The sequence below is a fragment of the Delftia sp. PX-1 genome, assembly GCF_055797465.1.
Genome location: NZ_CP184763.1, coordinates 3593351 through 3610938, shown reverse-complemented (window position 1 = coordinate 3610938; position 17588 = coordinate 3593351). Strand labels below are relative to the sequence as shown.

The 17588-nt window shown below is 67.1% G+C and carries 15 protein-coding genes; 6 read left to right on the top strand and 9 right to left on the bottom strand.

The window, feature by feature from the left end:
- Positions 1–41 precede the first annotated feature (41 nt).
- The 4 genes from ACN20X_RS16600 to ACN20X_RS16585 all read left to right on the top strand — a co-directional run bounded on the left by ACN20X_RS16600 (position 42) and on the right by ACN20X_RS16585 (position 4736).
- Positions 42–1004: a helix-turn-helix transcriptional regulator gene (locus ACN20X_RS16600; RefSeq protein ID WP_016453528.1), complete on the top strand. Its 963-nt coding sequence runs from the start codon at positions 42–44 to the stop codon at positions 1002–1004.
- Positions 1005–1081: 77 nt separating this feature from the next.
- Positions 1082–2287: a TonB-dependent siderophore receptor gene (locus ACN20X_RS16595; protein ID WP_473209624.1), complete on the top strand. Its 1206-nt coding sequence runs from the start codon at positions 1082–1084 to the stop codon at positions 2285–2287.
- Between the two features lie 6 nt (positions 2288–2293).
- Complete coding sequence (locus ACN20X_RS16590; RefSeq protein WP_473209623.1) at positions 2294–3301, top strand: TonB-dependent siderophore receptor; 1008 nt, start codon at positions 2294–2296, stop codon at positions 3299–3301.
- A gap of 442 nt (positions 3302–3743) precedes the next feature.
- Positions 3744–4736, top strand: coding sequence for a Bug family tripartite tricarboxylate transporter substrate binding protein (locus ACN20X_RS16585; protein WP_473041471.1), 993 nt, complete (start codon positions 3744–3746; stop codon positions 4734–4736).
- Here the strand turns inward: ACN20X_RS16585 and ACN20X_RS16580 are convergent.
- The 9 genes from ACN20X_RS16580 to ACN20X_RS16540 form a co-directional block, all read right to left on the bottom strand.
- Positions 4672–5907, bottom strand: a complete 1236-nt coding sequence (locus ACN20X_RS16580) for an NAD(P)/FAD-dependent oxidoreductase (RefSeq protein ID WP_223275126.1) — start codon at positions 5905–5907, stop codon at positions 4672–4674. The two genes, ACN20X_RS16585 and ACN20X_RS16580, sit on opposite strands and share 65 nt — an antisense overlap.
- Before the next feature lie 9 nt (positions 5908–5916).
- Positions 5917–7818, bottom strand: a complete 1902-nt coding sequence (locus tag ACN20X_RS16575; RefSeq protein WP_473209622.1) for a LodA/GoxA family CTQ-dependent oxidase — start codon at positions 7816–7818, stop codon at positions 5917–5919.
- A gap of 179 nt (positions 7819–7997) precedes the next feature.
- Entirely contained in the window at positions 7998–9485 is a 1488-nt protein-coding gene (gene rng, locus ACN20X_RS16570; RefSeq protein WP_016453532.1) for a ribonuclease G, read from the bottom strand.
- A gap of 136 nt (positions 9486–9621) precedes the next feature.
- Positions 9622–10236 (bottom strand): Maf family protein, encoded by a 615-nt coding sequence (locus tag ACN20X_RS16565; RefSeq protein ID WP_047218151.1) that lies wholly within the window; start codon positions 10234–10236, stop codon positions 9622–9624.
- A gap of 104 nt (positions 10237–10340) precedes the next feature.
- Positions 10341–10808 carry a 23S rRNA (pseudouridine(1915)-N(3))-methyltransferase RlmH gene (rlmH, locus tag ACN20X_RS16560; RefSeq protein ID WP_012205361.1) on the bottom strand — a complete coding sequence of 156 codons (468 nt, stop codon included), beginning with the start codon at positions 10806–10808 and terminating at the stop codon, positions 10341–10343.
- A 21-nt stretch (positions 10809–10829) separates the two neighbouring features.
- Positions 10830–11582 (bottom strand): ribosome silencing factor, encoded by a 753-nt coding sequence (gene rsfS, locus ACN20X_RS16555; protein ID WP_034363878.1) that lies wholly within the window; start codon positions 11580–11582, stop codon positions 10830–10832.
- Positions 11583–11831: 249 nt separating this feature from the next.
- Positions 11832–12806: an oxygen-dependent coproporphyrinogen oxidase gene (gene hemF / locus ACN20X_RS16550; protein WP_016446884.1), complete on the bottom strand. Its 975-nt coding sequence runs from the start codon at positions 12804–12806 to the stop codon at positions 11832–11834.
- A 4-nt stretch (positions 12807–12810) separates the two neighbouring features.
- Positions 12811–14094: a phosphoribosylamine--glycine ligase gene (gene purD / locus ACN20X_RS16545; RefSeq protein WP_012205358.1), complete on the bottom strand. Its 1284-nt coding sequence runs from the start codon at positions 14092–14094 to the stop codon at positions 12811–12813.
- On the bottom strand, positions 14091–14810 hold the full coding sequence (locus tag ACN20X_RS16540; protein ID WP_012205357.1) for a YebC/PmpR family DNA-binding transcriptional regulator: 720 nt from the start codon (positions 14808–14810) through the stop codon (positions 14091–14093). Before ACN20X_RS16540 ends, purD begins: the two co-directional genes overlap by 4 nt.
- A gap of 78 nt (positions 14811–14888) precedes the next feature.
- Between ACN20X_RS16540 and ACN20X_RS16535 the strand changes: the two genes are divergently transcribed.
- Together ACN20X_RS16535 and ACN20X_RS16530 are read left to right on the top strand one after the other, a co-directional pair.
- Entirely contained in the window at positions 14889–16412 is a 1524-nt protein-coding gene (locus ACN20X_RS16535) for a helicase HerA-like domain-containing protein (RefSeq protein ID WP_016446883.1), read from the top strand.
- A gap of 147 nt (positions 16413–16559) precedes the next feature.
- Entirely contained in the window at positions 16560–17537 is a 978-nt protein-coding gene (locus ACN20X_RS16530; protein ID WP_034347889.1) for a threo-3-hydroxy-L-aspartate ammonia-lyase, read from the top strand.
- Positions 17538–17588 lie beyond the last annotated feature (51 nt).

Genomic DNA, 17588 nt, shown 5'->3' with positions numbered 1-17588 from the left:
CATTCTCGAATCCAGCTGCGGGCCATTTGTTCCGCTCACCCATGCCCTCCTCCTCCCAGCGCTACACCACGGCGCAGCTCGACGCCATGCGCCAGCGCCACGGTTTCAGCGTGCGCTTTCTCTCTGCCGTCTCCGAAAGCGATTGCATCTTCGAGGGGCAGGTGCAGGAGCACCAGCTGCCCTCGGGCCTGCAACTGGTCAGCTCCGACATCCGCATCGACCACGGCTATGAATCCACATCCGAGCACCCGCGGCGCTTCACCGCCGTGGTCCTGCTCGACGGCCAGGCCGAGCTGCAGTTGCCGGGCGCCCGCCGTGCACTGAGCGTGACGCGCCATGCGGCGGCGGCATTCTCGTGCGGCGACACCGAGATTCTCAAGGCCACACATGCCGCAGGCCAGACGGTGCGCGGCTTCAACCTGTCCATCGAGGCGCCCGAGGCCTGCGCCGATGCCGAACTGGCCGAGCTGCTGCACCAGGCCATGCGGCAACCCGGCCCGCCACTGCATGCCTGGTCGCTGCCCGAGCACCTGGCCGTCTCGCTGCGCCAGCTGCTCGATGGCGTCTGGAGCGGCAGCCTGGCCCGGCTGCACCGCGAAGGCATTGCGCTGCAGGTGCTGGCCTGCGCACTGCAGGCACATGCGCAGCCGCGGCCTGCGCCCTTGCCGCGCATCCATCCCCGGGACAGGCGCGGCCTGGAGCGCGTGCGCGAGTGCATGGATGCAGCGCCGGGCCGGGCGCACAGCCTGCAGGACCTGGCGCGCCTGGCCTGCATGAGCCCGACCACGCTGCGTGAGAAATTCCAGGCCGCCTACGGCCAGACCGTGTTCGGCTGGCTGCGCGAGCGCCGCATGCAGTTGGCGCGCGAGCGGCTGGCACAGGGCTGGAGCGTGCAGGAAGCGGCCGACTGCGTGGGCTTTCAGCACGCCAGCAATTTCGCCACGGCCTTTCGCCAGCGCTTCGGCCACGCGCCCAGCCAAGGCAGCCTGCGTCACAAGCCATAGGACTGGCGTCGCCGGGAACAGGCGGCGGCGGCGCACATTTCCCACAATCCGGGCTCACGCCCAGGACCATGGAAATGATGAGCATTCGCATCCAAAACCCCGCCCCGCGACACCCACAAGGCGCGCGGCCCCCCCTGTCCCTGCTGATCTGTGCCCTTTGTGCCGCCCCTGCGCCAGCAGTCTGGGCCGCCGACGAGGACAGGCCCGCTGCCAGGAAAGGCGACACCGAACTGGGCACCGTCACCGTGCGCGCCGCCGCCGATGCCGGCACCACCGAAGGCACGGCCCGCTATACCAGCGGCTACACAGGCACGGCCACGGGCCTGCAACTGTCGGCACGCGAAACTCCGCAGTCGGTCAGCGTGATCACGCGCCAGCTCATGGACGATGCAGGCCAGCTCACGGTCTCGCAGACGCTGGAGGCCTCCGCGCCCGGCCTGTCGGTCAGCCGCAGCGACAGCAACCGCTACCAGTTTTCCTCGCGCGGCTTCGGCGTCAGCAACTTCCAGTTCGACGGGCTGGCCTCGCCCATCAACAGCCTGTGGAACTTCGGCGCCACCGACATGGACACGGCCTTCTACGACCGCGTGGAAATCGTGCGCGGCGCCACGGGCCTGCTCAATGGCTCGGGCGATCCGTCGGCCACGGTGAACTTCGTGCGCAAGCAGCCGCGCGAGACGGCGGGCGGCCATGCCTCGCTGACGCTGGGCCGCTGGAACCTGCGCCGCGCCGAGGCCGATCTGTCCCTGCCGCTGGACCGCGAAGGCCGCGTGCATGGCCGCGTCGTGGCCGTGCAATCGGACAGCGACAGCTACGTCAGCCACTTCGGCCAGCGCAGGCAGGGCCTGTACGCCGTGGTCAGCGCGGCCCTGACGCCCGCCACCCGGCTCGTCACCAGCCTCGAATACCAGAAGAACACCAGTCCCGGCATGGGCGCCGGCTTTCCGCTGTTCCATGCGGACGGCAGCCGCACGGCCTTCGACCGCTCGGTGTCCAACAACACGCGCTGGTCGCATTTCGGCACGGAGAACACCACGGCCACGCTGGACCTGACGCACCGGCTGGACAACCGCTGGCTGCTGCGCGCCGCCTACAGCCGCAACGACGGCAACTACGACATGCGCTACGTCTACCGGGGCGGCGCGCCGGACGCCAGCACCGGCCTGGGCATGGCCAACTCCTTCATCAAATACCGGGGCGACCGCTCGCGCGACAGCCTGCACCTCACGGCCAGCGGCCCGGTCGCGCTGTTCGGGCGCCAGCACGAGATTGCCGTGGGCTGAAACCATGTGCGCGACGACATCGACATCCGCCGCTACGCACCGCTGGGCACGCCGCCCGCCACGGACAACTTCCTCGACTGGCGCAACGGCAGCCTGGCCGAGCCGGGCTGGTCCGACGTCTCCAACGGCGGCGACGACAGCCGCATGCGCCAAAGCGGCGGCTATGCCGTGGGGCGTTTCTCGCTGGCCGATGGCTGGACGGCCGTGGCCGGCGCCCGCCTGAGCCGCTGGTCCACGCGCCAGAACTACTTCGGCAGCCTGCGCGACTACCGCTACAGCAACGAAATCACGCCCTACGCCGGCCTGCTGTGGGACATCGATGCCCGGCACACGGCCTACCTGAGCTACACGGAAATCTTCACGCCCCAGAACTACCGCGACAAGCAAGGCAGCATCCTGGACCCCGTCACCGGCCAGGCCTTCGAGCTGGGCCTCAAGGGCTCCTGGCTGCAGGACCGGCTGCAGGGTTCTGCCGCGCTGTTCCAGACCCGCCAGGACAACCTGGCACAGGACACGGGCGAATTCATCGACGGCACCACGGACCAGAAGGCCTACCGGGGAGTCAAGGGCGCCCAGGTGCGCGGCATCGATCTGGAACTCAGCGGCGAGCCGGCCCGGGGCTGGCGCCTGGGCGCCAGCTACACGCACTACACGGCACGCAGCGCCAGCGGCGCCGCCTTCAACACCACGCACCCGCGCAGCCTGGTCAAGCTCATGGCCATGCGCAGCTTCGAGGGTGCGCTGCAAGGCCTGAGCCTGGGCGGCAACCTGCGCTGGCAAAGCCGCATCTGGCAGAACGTGACCAACCCGCTGCGCCAGAGCGTGCAGGTAGGCCAGGGCAGCTACCTGGTGGTCAACCTCTCGGCCCACTACCGCATCGACCCCACCTGGTCGGCCAGCGTGCAGCTCAACAACCTGCTGGACCGGCAGTACTACAGCCAGATCGGCTTCTACAACCAGGGCTGGTGGGGCGAGCCGCGCAACATGACGGTGAGCCTGAGGGCGGATTTCTGAGCTGCATCGGCATTGGCGTCGGCATGGACATCGGCAATGCCCGCCCCAACCCCGGCGCCGTAACGGGCGCCGGCCCATGCCATGGGGCGCATCGTGCACGTCCACGCAGATCCACGCAAGTCCACGCAGGCGCCGCAAAGCCGCATGTTCGCGGGCAGTTGCACGGCAGCGCCGGAGACGGATTCAGCAGCGGTGCGGTCCATGCCACAGGCGAGTCCAGGAGCCTTGCGCCCTGATGGCAGGCGCAATGAAGGGCGCATGTCAACGCAATCCTTCTCATTTGCCGAGCAAGGCCGGACAGGTCATTCGCCCGCCGCATGACGTCCTGCCAAAACATTGATTGACGTCAAGACAGCCACCGCCCAGCATTGGCCCGCCTGAAAAATCCGCCGCCAGCCCCAGCCGCTGCGCCACCAAAAACACCGACAAGGAGACATCCCCCATGCCCAGTACCCTTTCACGCAAGCAATTCCTGCGCGCGGCCGCGCTGCTCGGCGCCACGCTGCTGCCCCTGCCCCAGGCCTGGGCGGATGCCTATCCCACCCGGCCGGTCAAGCTGGTCGTGCCCTTCGCCCCTGGCGGCAATACCGATGTGCTGGCGCGCATGGTGGCACAGGGCCTGTCCGAGTCGCTGGGCCAGCCCGTGATCGTGGAAAACATCTCCGGCGCCAACGGCTCCATCGGCGCCAGCCGCGTGGCTTCGGCGGCCAATGATGGCTATACGCTGCTGTTCGGCACGGCCGGCACCCAGGCCATCAACCAGAGCCTGTACAAGAACCTGAGCGAGAAGAACCTGGGCGATTTCGAATACGTGGCCCTGGTCACCACCATCCCCAACGTGCTGGTGGTCAACGAGGCGCGCACGCCGGCCAGGACGGTGAAGGACCTGGTGGCACGCGCCGCCGCGCAAAAGACCGGCATGAGCTACGGCTCGCCGGGCAGCGGCTCCACGGTCCACCTGTCGGGCGAGCTGTTCAAGAGCGCCACCCAGCTGGACATGGTGCATGTGCCCTACAAGGGTAGCGCGCCGGCCCTGACCGACCTGCTGGGCGGCCAGATCGATTTCATCTTCGAGAACGTGACGCCCGCCCTGCCCTTTGTGCAGTCGGGCAAGCTCAAGGCCCTGGCCGTGACCTCGGAGCAGCGCCTGCCCGCCCTGCCCGATGTGCCGACCATGAAGGAAAGCGGCTACCCCGCCTTCGTGACCGGCACCTGGAACGGCGTGCTGGCGCCCAAGGGCACGCCGGCAGCCATCGTCAAGCGGCTGGAGGATGCCACGCTCAAGGTGGCGGGCCATGCCGACTTCAAGTCCAAGGTGACGGCGCTGGGCGGCGAAGTGCGCCTGCTGGACTCCAAGGCCTTCCGCGAATTCACGCGGGCCGAGTACCAGCGCTGGAATGCCATCGTTCAGACGGCGAAGCTGGAGCGGCAATAACGCCGGCTCCGGTCCCCGCCTCCGGCGCCCGCTGGCGGCGGGCCCAGAACGTCTCGTTCGCCCAGCGCGGCTCCAGCGCATAGTAGTGCTCGTGATGGCTGCGGTACGCGGCGCGTATCGGCCGGATCCACGCATCCCAGGCAGGCAACGCACCGGCGTCGCCCGCCAGGCTGCGGCGCACGGCCAGGGCGGCCTCGCTGCCGGTGACCAGGCTATTGAGCAGGCCCTGCGATGCCAGCGGATCGAAGGACAGGCAGGCATCGCCCACGGCCAGCCAATCCGGCCCGCTGGCTGCATCCAGCCATTGCTCGTGGGCGGCGGCCACCCGCAACGGCTCCAGCACCTGGCTGCCCACGCTGCGCGCGCCCACCAGGGCCGTGCGATCGGCCATGTCCAGCAGATCCGCCGTGCTGCGCAGGCGGCGGGCTTCGGGCAGGTCGATATCGGTCTGCCAGGCAATCACGCAACTGCCATCGGGCAGATCGGCGCTGTACCACCAGCCTTCGGCATCCGACTCGATCATGGTGGTGCCTGCATGCTCATGCGATGGCGGCTCCACCCAGGCGTGAAAACAGACCAGGCGGCCGTCGCGGCGGACCTCGGCACCCGCCTGCCGGGCCACCCGGGCCGCGCGGCCCGTGGCATCGACCACGATGCGGCAGGACAGCTCCAACGGGCCGTGCGCCGGGTCGCCCTGCGCCCTATCGATCAGGCAGCGCCAGCGCATGGGTGCGCCCGGTGGCTGGCGCTGCAGGCTGCGCAGCGTGGCGGGCACCAGGCAGGGCACGCCACGGCTGCGCGCAGCCTCCAGCAGCATGGCGTCGAAGCGCTTGCGGTCCAGGTGCCAGCCCGCGCCATGCGGGTCGAACAGTGCGTCCTGAAAGATGACCTCGGAGCTTCCCCACAGTGACCGCCGCGACCAGGCAGGACGATGGCCTTGTGCCGCGAACGCATCCCACACGCCCAGGTCGGACAGAATCACCCGGGCCGCAGCGGGCAGGGTTTCGCCAATGGCCCGCCCTGCCTGCACGGCGCGTCCTACCAGCGCCACGCGGCAATGCCCTGCCAGTTGCGCGGCAACGGCCGCGCCCGCCGGTCCCGCGCCCACGACGAGCACATCCAGTTCATCCGGCAGCGGCGCGGTGGCCATGGCATGCGCAGACATAGACATGGCCGCCATTCAGCGCGGCAGCACCGGGCCGCGCTGCGTCAGGGCGCGCAGCTGCTCTTCGTTGTCTGCGTCGAAGGGCTCGATGCGGGGAGGCGCTTCCTGCCCGGCCGGTTGCACGGCAGTCTTGAGCATGTGCGACGGCGCCGGGGCGATGCGGTTTTCCACCTGCATCAACGGCGGGAAGTCCTTGTCGCCACGCGGGCCCGGCCGATTCTCGATGACGCCCATGTCACCGAAGTGGCTGATCATGCGGTTGATCTCGCTCTCATAGCCTCCCTCGCCCAGGGTGCGGAACCACGACTCGCGCCGGTTGAAGGCGGCGACACGCTGCTCGCGCGGCAGTTCGGTATCGATGACCTTTTCATAGGCCTCCTGCGTCAGCACCTGGTTGGGCACGCGGGCCGGCCAGAACGTGGGCAGGTAGGGGTCGTAGCGCGGGCCGTAGCCGGCGTAGTAGCCGCTGCGGCAGCTGGCGGTGTCGGTCTGCCAGGGAACGGCCATCCAGCGCGTGAGGTCGCCGGCCACCTGTGCATACAGCGGCCCGCTCTCGGACAGCGCCACGGCGGGGGTGAGCCGCGAGCCGTAGAGCTGCAGCTCGGGCGGGTTCTCGGCCGCCTCGCGGATGCGAAATGGCGCCCGGTACATGCTGGCGTGGCGCATGGGCCAGGTGATCTCGCAACCCGGGTGAAAGGCATCGGCCAGGCAGTCGTCCATGGCGGCATGGTCGAGCATGGTGGGCTGCTCCTGCAGCGGCACATCGGACAGCTGGGCCGGGTACTTCTGGCCGGGCGTCCAGTCGGAGAGAAAGTGGCCTGCGGCCCACAGGTCCAGCATCCTCAGCTGCGTGGCCGTCAGCGCTGCATGCTGGCGCGGCGTGTCGGCCGGCGGCACGGCCATGGCGTCGCCATACAGCCAGGGCCAGGGCTGGGGGGATGCGCCGTCCCGGTCAAAGCGCCGGAAGGCATTGGCCACCTGCTGGCGCAGCTCGGCCCAGGTCGTGCCCGGGCTGTTGAGCCTGGCGATCCACGCCTCGTCATCCGCACTGGCGGCGGCACCCCAGCCGAACTGGGCGGCAAAGCCCTTGTTCGCCCACTGCAGGCTGCTCTGGCGCTGGAGTATGGGCAGAATGTGCCGGCTGAAGGAGACCTGCAGCGGAAACGAAGCCATGCCCGAGCGGATGAAAACATCCTCCATCAGGTCCTTCATGGTGCGCACCGACTTCATCTGCGGGCCGTAGTTGGGCGGCGCAACCGTGACCCATGCCGCATCCACCGGCACGGAAACGCCGTCCACGACGACCTTCGCGCGCACCGGGCCGTCGGCCACATCGTCATGCCAGCCCTCGTTGTTCGCAAACGTGGTGGCCTTGGAGCCATCCACGGAGGCAGAGACGCCCCGGCCTCCCAGCACGAGAAGCTGGCCCGTCTTTTCAATGCGCAATTCGCCCAGATAAACCGGCTTGCCGCAGAAACTATCGCTATCGAATGCCACCGGGGCCGAGCCTTTGGCAATTCGGCGGGCTCCCGGTCGAATGGCCAGGCTTTTCCGGTCCTTCACCGTGACATTGCGCAAAATCGTGGGATCGGCCGTTGCGGCTTCAGGCACGTCCAGCGCCAATTGGAATTGATACCAGGCGGCTTTGGTATTGGCCAGTTCGACTTCCCATTCGATTTCGTCCTGGTCGGCCGTGAGTTCACGCACCACTTCGCCTGCGGCGTTGTAGCCGTAGATGCGAAAGCGCGCAGCCTGGCGCTTGAGCGCGCCCTGCGCATCACGCAGGCTGCCCGGCGCCATGGGCGGCACATGCATCAGCTCGGGGCCGACATAGTACCCATCCGGACTATTGCCAATACGCGCCACACCAATTCCCGGGTGTATGGCAGCACGCACAATGGTGGAGTCGATTCCCATTTGTCACCCTTTCAGTTGCTGATGCACTGATTGCAACAAACGGTATCAAAAATGCCGAGACAAAGTTAATTATCGGGAATCGACAATCCATAGCAACGCGCAAATCGATTCATATGAACCCATTTGCGCAAAAGATGCCGAATCGCTATTGATAATGAATTAGCAAGATAAATACCGGTTCACAGCAGCACGATGTCGTACTGCTCCTGTGCCATGGCGGTCTCGGCCTGCAGCGAGATGGGTTTCTTGATGAAGTCGGACAGGCCGGCCAGGTGCTGGCTTTCCTCGTCCAGGAACATCTCGACCACCTTGGGCGAGGCTACGATGCGGAACTCGCGCGGGTTGAACTGGCGCGCCTCGCGCAGGATTTCGCGCAGCACCTCGTAGCAGACGCTGCGCACGGTCTTCACATGGCCCTTGCCCTGGCAGACAGGGCAGGATTCGCACAGCATGTGGGCCAGCGATTCGCGCGTGCGCTTGCGCGTCATCTCCACCAGGCCCAGCTGCGAGAAACCGCCCGCCATGGTCTTGACGCGGTCGCGCCCGAGCTGGCGCTTGAATTCGGACAGCACCTCGGCCTGGTGGTCGTCGCGCACCATGTCGATGAAATCCACGATGATGATGCCGCCCAGGTTGCGCAGGCGCAGCTGGCGCGCGATCTGGTGGGCGGCTTCCAGGTTGGTCTTGAAGATGGTGTCGTCGAAGTTGCGCGCGCCCACGTAGCCGCCGGTATTGACGTCCACCGTGGTCAGCGCCTCGGTCTGGTCCACGATCAGGTAGCCGCCCGACTTGAGGTCCACCCGCCGGCCCAGCGCGCGGGCGATTTCCTCGTCGATGGCGAACAGATCGAAGATGGGCCGCTCGCCGCGGTAATGCTGCAGCTTGGGCACGGCCGCCGGCATGTACTCCTGCCCGAAGGTCATGAGCAGGGCGAACTGCTCCTTGGAGTCGATGCGGATGCTCTGGGTGCCTTCGCCCACCAGATCGCGCAGCACGCGCTGCAGCAGGTTCAGATCCTGGTGCAGCAGCGACATGGGCGGCAGGCGCACCGAGGCCTCCTTGATGCGGCTCCAGGTCTTGCGCAGGTAGCGGATGTCGTCGGCCAGCTCGGCGTCGCTGGAGTCCTCCCCATTGGTGCGCAGGATGAAGCCGCCGCCGCCGCCGGTCTCCTTGGTGCCGACCAGGCCCTGCAGCCGGGCGCGCAGGGCATCGCGCTCGCCCTGCGGGATTTTCTGCGAGATGCCGATGTGGTCGTCCTGCGGCAGCAGCACCAGCAGGCGTCCCGCAATGCTGATCTGCGTGGACAAGCGCGCGCCCTTGGTGCCGATCGGATCCTTGATGACCTGCACCATGATGGTCTGGCCCTCGAAAACCTGCTTTTCGATGGGCACGACAGGCATGTCCTTGCGCGCAAACATGGGGGCCTCGCCCCCTTCCTGCCGCTGCCAGACATCGGCCACGTGCAGGAAGGCCGCGCGCTCCAGGCCGATGTCGATGAAGGCCGACTGCATGCCCGGCAGCACGCGCGAGACCTTGCCCAGGTACACGTTGCCGACCAGGCCGCGCTCCAGCGGGCGCTCCATGTGCAGTTCCTGGACGGCGCCGTTCTCGATGATGGCCACGCGCGTTTCCTGTGGCGACCAATTGATCAGAATGTCTTGCTGCATGCTGTGCCTGTGGTGTGCTTTGTCGTTTGTATTTCTCGGCCGGAGCGGGCCGGCAGACATCTTGCCGTGCCGCGCGCTGCCATCGGCCGTGCGCGCCTGCCTGCACGCCCCTCGGGGCCCAGGTCGGGGAGCTGGCCTACAGCGCCCAGCCCAGCTCGCGCAACAGCGCCGCCGTCTCGAACAGCGGCAGGCCCATGATGCCCGAGTAGCTGCCTTGCAGCCACTGCACATGGGCCGCCGCACGGCCCTGTATGCCATAGGCACCGGCCTTGCCCATGGGCTCGCCCGAGGCCACGTAGGCATCGATCTGCTGAGCGCTCATGGCCGCAAAGCGAACCCGGGAGACCGACAGCGCAGCCAGGCGCCGCGCGCCATGCTGTATGGCCACGGCCGTCAGCACCTCATGCTCTCGGCCGGCAAGCCCCGTCAGCATGCGGCGTGCATCGTCGGCATCGGCGGGCTTGCCCAGAATACGGCCGTCGAGCGCCACCGTGGTGTCCGAGCAGAGCACGGGAGCGGCAGCCAGCGCACGGCGCGCGTGGCGGGCCACGGCAGCGTCGAGCTTGAGTGCGGTCACGCGCTGCACGTAGTCGCGCGCTGCCTCGCCGGCCAGCTCGGCTTCCATGGCCTCGGCATCTTCGGCGATGTCGCCATCCGCATTGGGCAGCAAAAGCTCATGGGCCACGCCCAGCTGCTCCAGCAGTTGGCGGCGGCGGGGGCTTTGGGAGGCTAGGTAGATGAAGGGCGGCATGATGAAAATGAGAAATGCCTTCAGCCCTTTGTATCAAAGCGCCGAAGGCTATCAAAATCATAGTATCACGAGATCTTCCGATCCGCATGACACCGCCGCTGCCGCTATTCCCGGTGGTAGGGATGGCCGGCGTTGACCGACCAGGCACGGTACAGCTGCTCGATAAGGAGCACCCGCACCATGGCATGCGGCAGGGTCAGGTCCGACAGGCGGATGCGCTCGTGTGCGGCCTGCCTGAAGGCGGGGTCCAGACCGTCCGGGCCTCCGATGATGAGGGCCACGTCATCGCCCTCCAGCTGCCAGCCCTGCAGGCGCTGGGCCAGGGCCTTGGTGGTCAGATTGGTGCCGCGCTCATCGAGCACCACGATGCGCGTGCCGCGCGGAATGGCGGCCTCGATGCGCTTGCGCTCGGCCGCGTACAGGGTCTCGACCGTCTTGGAGCCGCGTGGCTCCGTCTTGACGGCCTTGAGCTCCACCTTGAGTTCCGGAGGAAAACGCTTGGCGTAGTCGTCGTAGGCTGTCTGCGCCCAGTCGGGCACATGCTGGCCCACGGCCACGATCAACAGCTTCATGCAGCGTCAGCCCTGAACCGCTCAGGCCTTGGCGCGGGGGGCGCGCTTGGCTGCCGGCTTGGCGGCAGGCTTGGCAGCGGCGCCGGCCTTGGCCTTGGCGGGGGCGCGGTTGACCACCACGGTCTTGATGGCCTTGGGCGCCGCCGTCTTGCCGGCCGGCGACTTGGCTGCGGCCGACTTCACAGCAGCCGGCTTTGCCGCTGCGGAACGGGGTGCAGCGGCCTTGGCAGGGGCCGCCTTCTTGGCAGCGGGCTTCTTGGCGGCGGCGGAGGCTGCGCCAGAAGCGGCCTTCTTGGCTGCAGGCTTGGCAGCGGTTGCCGCGGCCTTCTTGGTTGCAGCCTTCTTGGCCTTTTCTTCCGCCTTGTCGGTGGCAGCCGAGCGCGTGGGCTTGGGAGCGCCCAGCTTCAGGCGCACAGGCGTCTCGCCCCAGATCTCTTCCAGGCGGTAGTACTGGCGGATGGCCGGCTGCATGACATGGACCACGGCCTGGCCGCAGTCCACGATGATCCACTCGCCGTTTTCTTCGCCTTCCTGGCGCGGCACGGGGAACCCGGCCTGCTTGACGGCGTCGCGCACGCTGGAGGCCAGCGCCTTGGTCTGGCGGTTGGAGGTGCCCGCAGCCACGATCACGCGCTCGAACAGCGGCGAGAGCTTTTCGGTATTGAAGACCTGGATGTCTTGGGCCTTGACGTTTTCGAGGCCGTCAACAATGGCGCGTTGCAGCTTGGTCACGTCGCGCTTGGCTGCGGAATCCGATTTGGTGGAAGTGGTCATCAGGCGGTGATCAATGGAATAGGAATGGGATCAATATAGCGCGAGCGCCGTGCGGCCCGTAGAGGGCTGGGCTGTAGCGGCGCTCCAAAATGCATGGAGTTCGCCCACAGATCGCCGGAAGATTTCGCGCCGAAGAAAGTGGAGAACGCAGCCAACGCTGCGCCTCAAGCTATTGAAATTATAGTTTTGCCGCCTATTCCCTTGCACGCGCGGATTTCGCCACGCCGCTCGGGAGGGCGGCTCTCGGGCTCAAAGCCAGTCGCGGGGCACCAGGAATTGCTCCAGCAAAGCGCGCTCGGGGGTGCCGGGCGCGTCCTCGCGCTGGTAGCTCCAGCTCGCATGTGGTGGCATGGACAGCAAGATGGACTCCGTACGCCCGCCGGACTGCAGGCCGAAGTGCGTGCCCCGGTCCCAGACCAGGTTGAACTCCACATAGCGGCCGCGGCGGTAGCGCTGGAAATCGACCTGCTGCTGCCCGTAGTCCATGGCCTGGCGGCGCTCGACGATGGGAAGGTAGGACTCCAGAAAGGCATCGCCCACCGAACGCAGCATGTCGAAACTGCGCGCCTGGCCCAGTTCCGAGAAGTCGTCGAAGAAGATGCCGCCGATGCCGCGCTGCTCGTTGCGGTGCTTCAGGCGGAAGTACTCGTCGCACCAGGTCTTGAAGCGCGGGTAGAGCGTGTCGCCAAAAGGCGCCAGCGCATCGCGGCAGACGCGGTGAAAGTGCTGTGCATCTTCCTCGAAGCCGTAGACCGGCGTCAGGTCCATGCCGCCGCCGAACCAGCAGGTGGGTTCGTTGCCCGGCTGCCCTGCCGCACCTGAGCCGGCCGCACCTGAGCCGGCTGCAATCATTCGCACATTCATGTGCACCGTAGGCACAAAAGGATTGCGCGGATGGAAGACCAGGGACACGCCCATGGCCTCGAACGGCGCACCGGCCAGCTCAGGCCGGTGCTGCGTGGCCGAGGGCGGCAGCTGCGGCCCGCGCACATGCGAGAAGCCGCAGCCCGCGCGCTCGAACACGCGGCCGCCTTCCATGATGCGGGTGATGCCATCGCCCTGCAGGCGCTCGCCGGGGCCCTTGCTCCAGGCGTCGGACAGAAAGCGTGCACCGCCCTCGCCTTCCACCTGTTCCAGCGCCTGCGTGATGCGGGCCTGCAGGCCCGTCAGGTACTCGCGCACCTGGGCCACGGGCAGCGCCTGCCCGGTCGATTGCTCTGCCATGGACTCAGTTCTTCACGGCACGGAAGCCGATGTCGCGGCGGTACTGGGCACCATCGAAATGGATGCCACGCGCCACGTCATAGACCTTTTGCTGGGCCTGCTTGACGCTGTCGGCCAGCACGGTGACGCACAGTACGCGGCCACCGCTGGTGACGGGAACGCCATCCTTGAGCTGGGTGCCGGCATGGAAGACCATGGCATCGGCGGCGTCCTGCGGCAGCCCGCTGATGGCATCGCCCTTGCGCGGGTCCTCGGGGTAGCCGGCCGCAGCCATGACCACGCCCAGCGCCGTGCGGCGGTCCCATTGCAGCTCGACCTGGTCGAGCTTGGCATCGGTGGCCGCCAGCATGACGTCCACCAGATCGCTCTTGAGGCGCATCATGATGGGCTGGGTCTCGGGGTCGCCCATGCGGCAGTTGAACTCCAGCGTCTTGGGATGGCCGGATGCATCGATCATCAGGCCCGCATACAGGAAGCCGGTGTAGGGAATTCCGTCCTTTTCCATGCCACGGATGGTCGGCAGGATGATCTCGCGCATGGCGCGGGCATGCACGTCGGCCGTGACCACGGGCGCGGGCGAGTAGGCGCCCATGCCGCCCGTGTTCGGGCCCTGGTCGCCGTCCTTCAGGCGCTTGTGGTCCTGGCTGGTCGCCAGGGCCAGGACGTTCTTGCCGTCGCACAGCACGATGAAGCTGGCTTCCTCGCCGGCGAGGAATTCCTCGATCACCACGCGGGCGCCGCCGTCGTTGTGGGCCACGCCGTACTTGTTGTCCACGAGCATGAAGTCCACGGCGTCGTGGGCTTCCTGCAGCGTGGTCGCAACGACCACGCCCTTGCCTGCGGCCAGGCCGTCGGCCTTGACCACGATGGGCGCACCCAGGCGGTCCACATAGGCGTGGGCAGCAACCGGGTCGGTGAAAGTCTCGTAGAGCGCCGTGGGGATGCCGTGGCGCGCCATGAAGTCCTTGGAAAACGCCTTGGAGCTTTCCAGCTGGGCGGCCGCCTTGGAGGGGCCGAAGATGCGCAGGCCATGGGCACGGAACTCATCGACCACGCCGGCCGCCAAAGGCGCCTCGGGGCCGACCACGGTCAGCGCGACCTTCTCGGCCTGCGCCCACTCGCGCAGCGCCTGCGGGTCGGTGATGTTGAGGTTCTCCACCTTGCCGCCGGCCAGGCCCGTGCCACCGTTGCCGGGGGCCACATAGACCTTGGTCGATTTCGGCGATTCAGCCAGTTTCCACGCCAGGGCGTGCTCGCGGCCTCCGCCACCAATCACAAGAATTTTCATAGTTCAGCGTTGTGGTAGACGTCCTGTACGTCATCCAGGTCTTCGATCATGTCCAGCAGCTTTTGCATGCGGGCTGCGTCATCGCCTTGCAGGGCGATGGTGTTTTCCGGGCGCATGGTGACTTCAGCCACCTCCGGCGTCAGGCCCTTGGCCTGCAGCGCGTCGCGCACGGTTTCGAACTCGGCGGGTGCGGTCAGCACCTCGATGGCCCCCTCATCATCGGTGATCACGTCCTCTGCACCGGCCTCCAGCGCCACTTCCATGATCTGGTCCTCGTCGCTTCCGGGAGCAAAGATCAGTTGTCCGACATGCTTGAACTGGAAGGACACGGAACCCTCCGTGCCCATGTTGCCACCGTACTTGCTGAAGGCATGACGCACATCCGCCACAGTGCGCACGCGATTGTCGGTCATGGTGTCCACGATGATGGCCGCGCCGCCAATGCCGTAGCCTTCGTAGCGGATTTCCTCGTAGGTCACGCCTTCGAGGTTGCCCGTGGCCTTGTCGATGTTGCGCTTGATGTTGTCGGCCGGCATGTTGGCCGCCTTGGCCTTTTCCACCGCCAGGCGCAGGCGCGGGTTGGCGCTGAGATCGCCCCCTCCCGTGCGTGCCGCCACCATGATTTCACGGATGATGCGAGTCCAGACCTTGCCGCGCTTTTCGTCCTGGCGGCCTTTGCGGTGCTGGATATTGGCCCATTTACTGTGTCCTGCCACAGGCTGTCCTTTGATATTGATTTAACCTTGCGGCTGGGATTTTACTTTTGACCGCATGCTCCCCCGAGGAAACCCGAAATGGCCGCTCCACTTCTGATCGCCCGCCACTCTGCCACAGAATGCCTGCTGCTGCCCGCACTGGCCAATCGACATGGCCTGATCACCGGCGCCACGGGCACCGGAAAGACCGTGACGCTGCAGAAAATGGCGGAAGGCTTCTCCGAAATCGGCGTGCCGGTGTTCATGGCCGACATCAAGGGCGACCTGTCGGGCATCAGCCAAAGCGGCAGCACGGGCGCCAAGATGGCGGCTTCGCTGCAGGAGCGCGGCATCGAGATTCCCCAGCCCCTGGCCTGCCCCACCACGCTGTGGGACGTGTTCGGCGAGCTGGGCCATCCGGTGCGCGCCACGGTTTCGGACATGGGGCCGCTGCTGATCGGGCGCATGCTGGCCCTGAACGACACGCAGATGGGCGTGCTCAACCTGGTCTTCAAGATTGCCGACGACAACGGACTGCTGCTGCTGGACCTCAAGGACCTGCGGTCCATGCTCCAGCACGTGGGCGACAACGCCAAGCAGTTCACCACCGAGTACGGCAACATCAGTGCCGCCAGCGTGGGGGCCATACAGCGCGGGCTGGTGGCCATCGAGTCGCAGGGCGGCGACAAATTCTTTGGCGAGCCCATGCTCGACATCAACGACCTGATGCAGACCGATGCAGGCGGCAAGGGCGTGGTCAACATCCTGGCGGCCGAGAAGCTGATGAATTCGCCGCGCCTGTACTCCACCTTCCTGCTGTGGATGCTGTCCGAGCTGTTCGAGCGCCTGCCCGAGATCGGCGACCCCGACAAGCCCAAGCTGGTCTTCTTCTTCGACGAGGCCCACCTGCTGTTCAACGATGCGCCCAAGGTGCTGCTCGAACGCATCGAGCTGGTGGTGCGCCTGGTGCGCTCCAAGGGCGTGGGCGTGTATTTCGTCACGCAAAACCCGATGGACGTGCCCGACACCGTGCTGGCCCAGCTGGGCAATCGCGTGCAGCATGCACTGCGCGCCTTCACGCCGCGCGACCAGAAGGCCGTCAAGGCCACGGCCACCACGATGCGGCCCAAGCCGGGGCTGGACATCGAGGCCGCCATCACGGAGCTGGCCGTGGGCGAGGCCCTGGTGAGCTTCCTCGATGAAAAGGGCCGCCCCGGCATCACCGAACGCGCCTATGTCATTCCACCGGGCAGCCAGATCGGTCCGATCAGCGAGGAGCAGCGCAAGGTCTTGCTGGCGCAATCGCTGGTGGCAGGTGTCTATGAAAAGGCGGTGGACCGCGAATCGGCCTACGAAGTGCTGCGCGGACGCACGGCAGCATCCGGCGACGGGGCCTCGCCGGCAGGCCCTGCCGGAGCCGCACCCGCCGCCAGCGAAGGCGGCGGCGCCATGATGGACGGGCTCAAGGACCTTCTGTTCGGCACCACAGGCCCGCGCGGAGGCAAGCACGACGGCCTGGTTCAGACCATGGCCAAGTCCACCATGCGCACCATGGGCAATTCGCTGGGCAAGGAAATCCTGCGCGGCGTGCTCGGCGGCATCCTGGGCAACAAGAAGCGCTGAAGCGCTGGCGCACCGGCACTGCGCCGCATCAAACACCATAGCACCCAGCCGTTGCCATGCAACGGCTGGCGCATTTCAGGGCGCTGAAAGCCTGCGCATGCGGCTATGATCGAAACCGCCTCCATCCACTTTGCGGAACCGCACGCCATGACGACGAACAGCCCTCCCTCGCTGCCCACCTATGACGACGTTGCCGCCGCAGCCGGCCGGCTGGAGGGCGTGGCCCACCGCACCCCCATACTGCGCAGCCGCACCGCCGACGAGCTGCTGGGCGCCCAGCTGTTCTTCAAGTGCGAGAACCTGCAGCGCACGGGTGCCTTCAAGATACGCGGCGCCTACAACGCGCTGTCGCAGTTCACCCCCGAGCAGCGCAAGCGCGGCGCCCTGGCCTTCTCTTCGGGCAACCATGCGCAGGCCGTGGCCCTGGCCGCGCAGATGCTGGACATGCCCGCGCTCATCGTCATGCCCGAGGATGCGCCCGCCTCCAAGATGGCGGCCACGCGTTCCTACGGCGCCCAGGTCGTGACCTATGACCGCTTCACCGAGGACCGCGAAGCCATCTCCCGCCGCCTGGCCGACGAGCGCGGCATGACGCTGATCCCGCCGTTCAACCACCGCGACGTGATTGCCGGCCAGGGCACGGCGGCCAAGGAATTGTTCGAGGAGGTGCCCGATCTGGACTACCTGTTCGTCTGCCTGGGCGGCGGCGGCCTGCTGTCGGGCAGCCTGCTGGCAGCCGGACAGCTCGCCCCGCGCTGCAAGGTCTACGGCGTCGAGCCCCAGGCCGGCGACGATGCCCGCCAGTCGCTGCGCGCAGGCCGGATCGTGCAGATCCCCACGCCCCACACCATTGCCGACGGCGCGCAGACCCAGTCCATCGGCGATATCACATTCGCCATCATCCGCGAGCATGTCGAAGATATCCTGGCCGTGGCGGACGAGCATCTGGTGCAGGCCATGCGCTTTTACGCGGAACGCAAGAAAATCGTGGTCGAACCCACGGGTGCGCTCTCGCTGGCGGGCGCCCTGCATGGCGGGGTTGCGCTGTCGGGCGCACGCGTGGGCATTCTCATCAGCGGCGGCAATGTGGACCTGGCGCGCTACGCGCGCTTTCTGCACGACTGAACCGACCCCTGGCGCCGGACCCAAAATACCGGCGCCCTTTTTTCCAGAAGA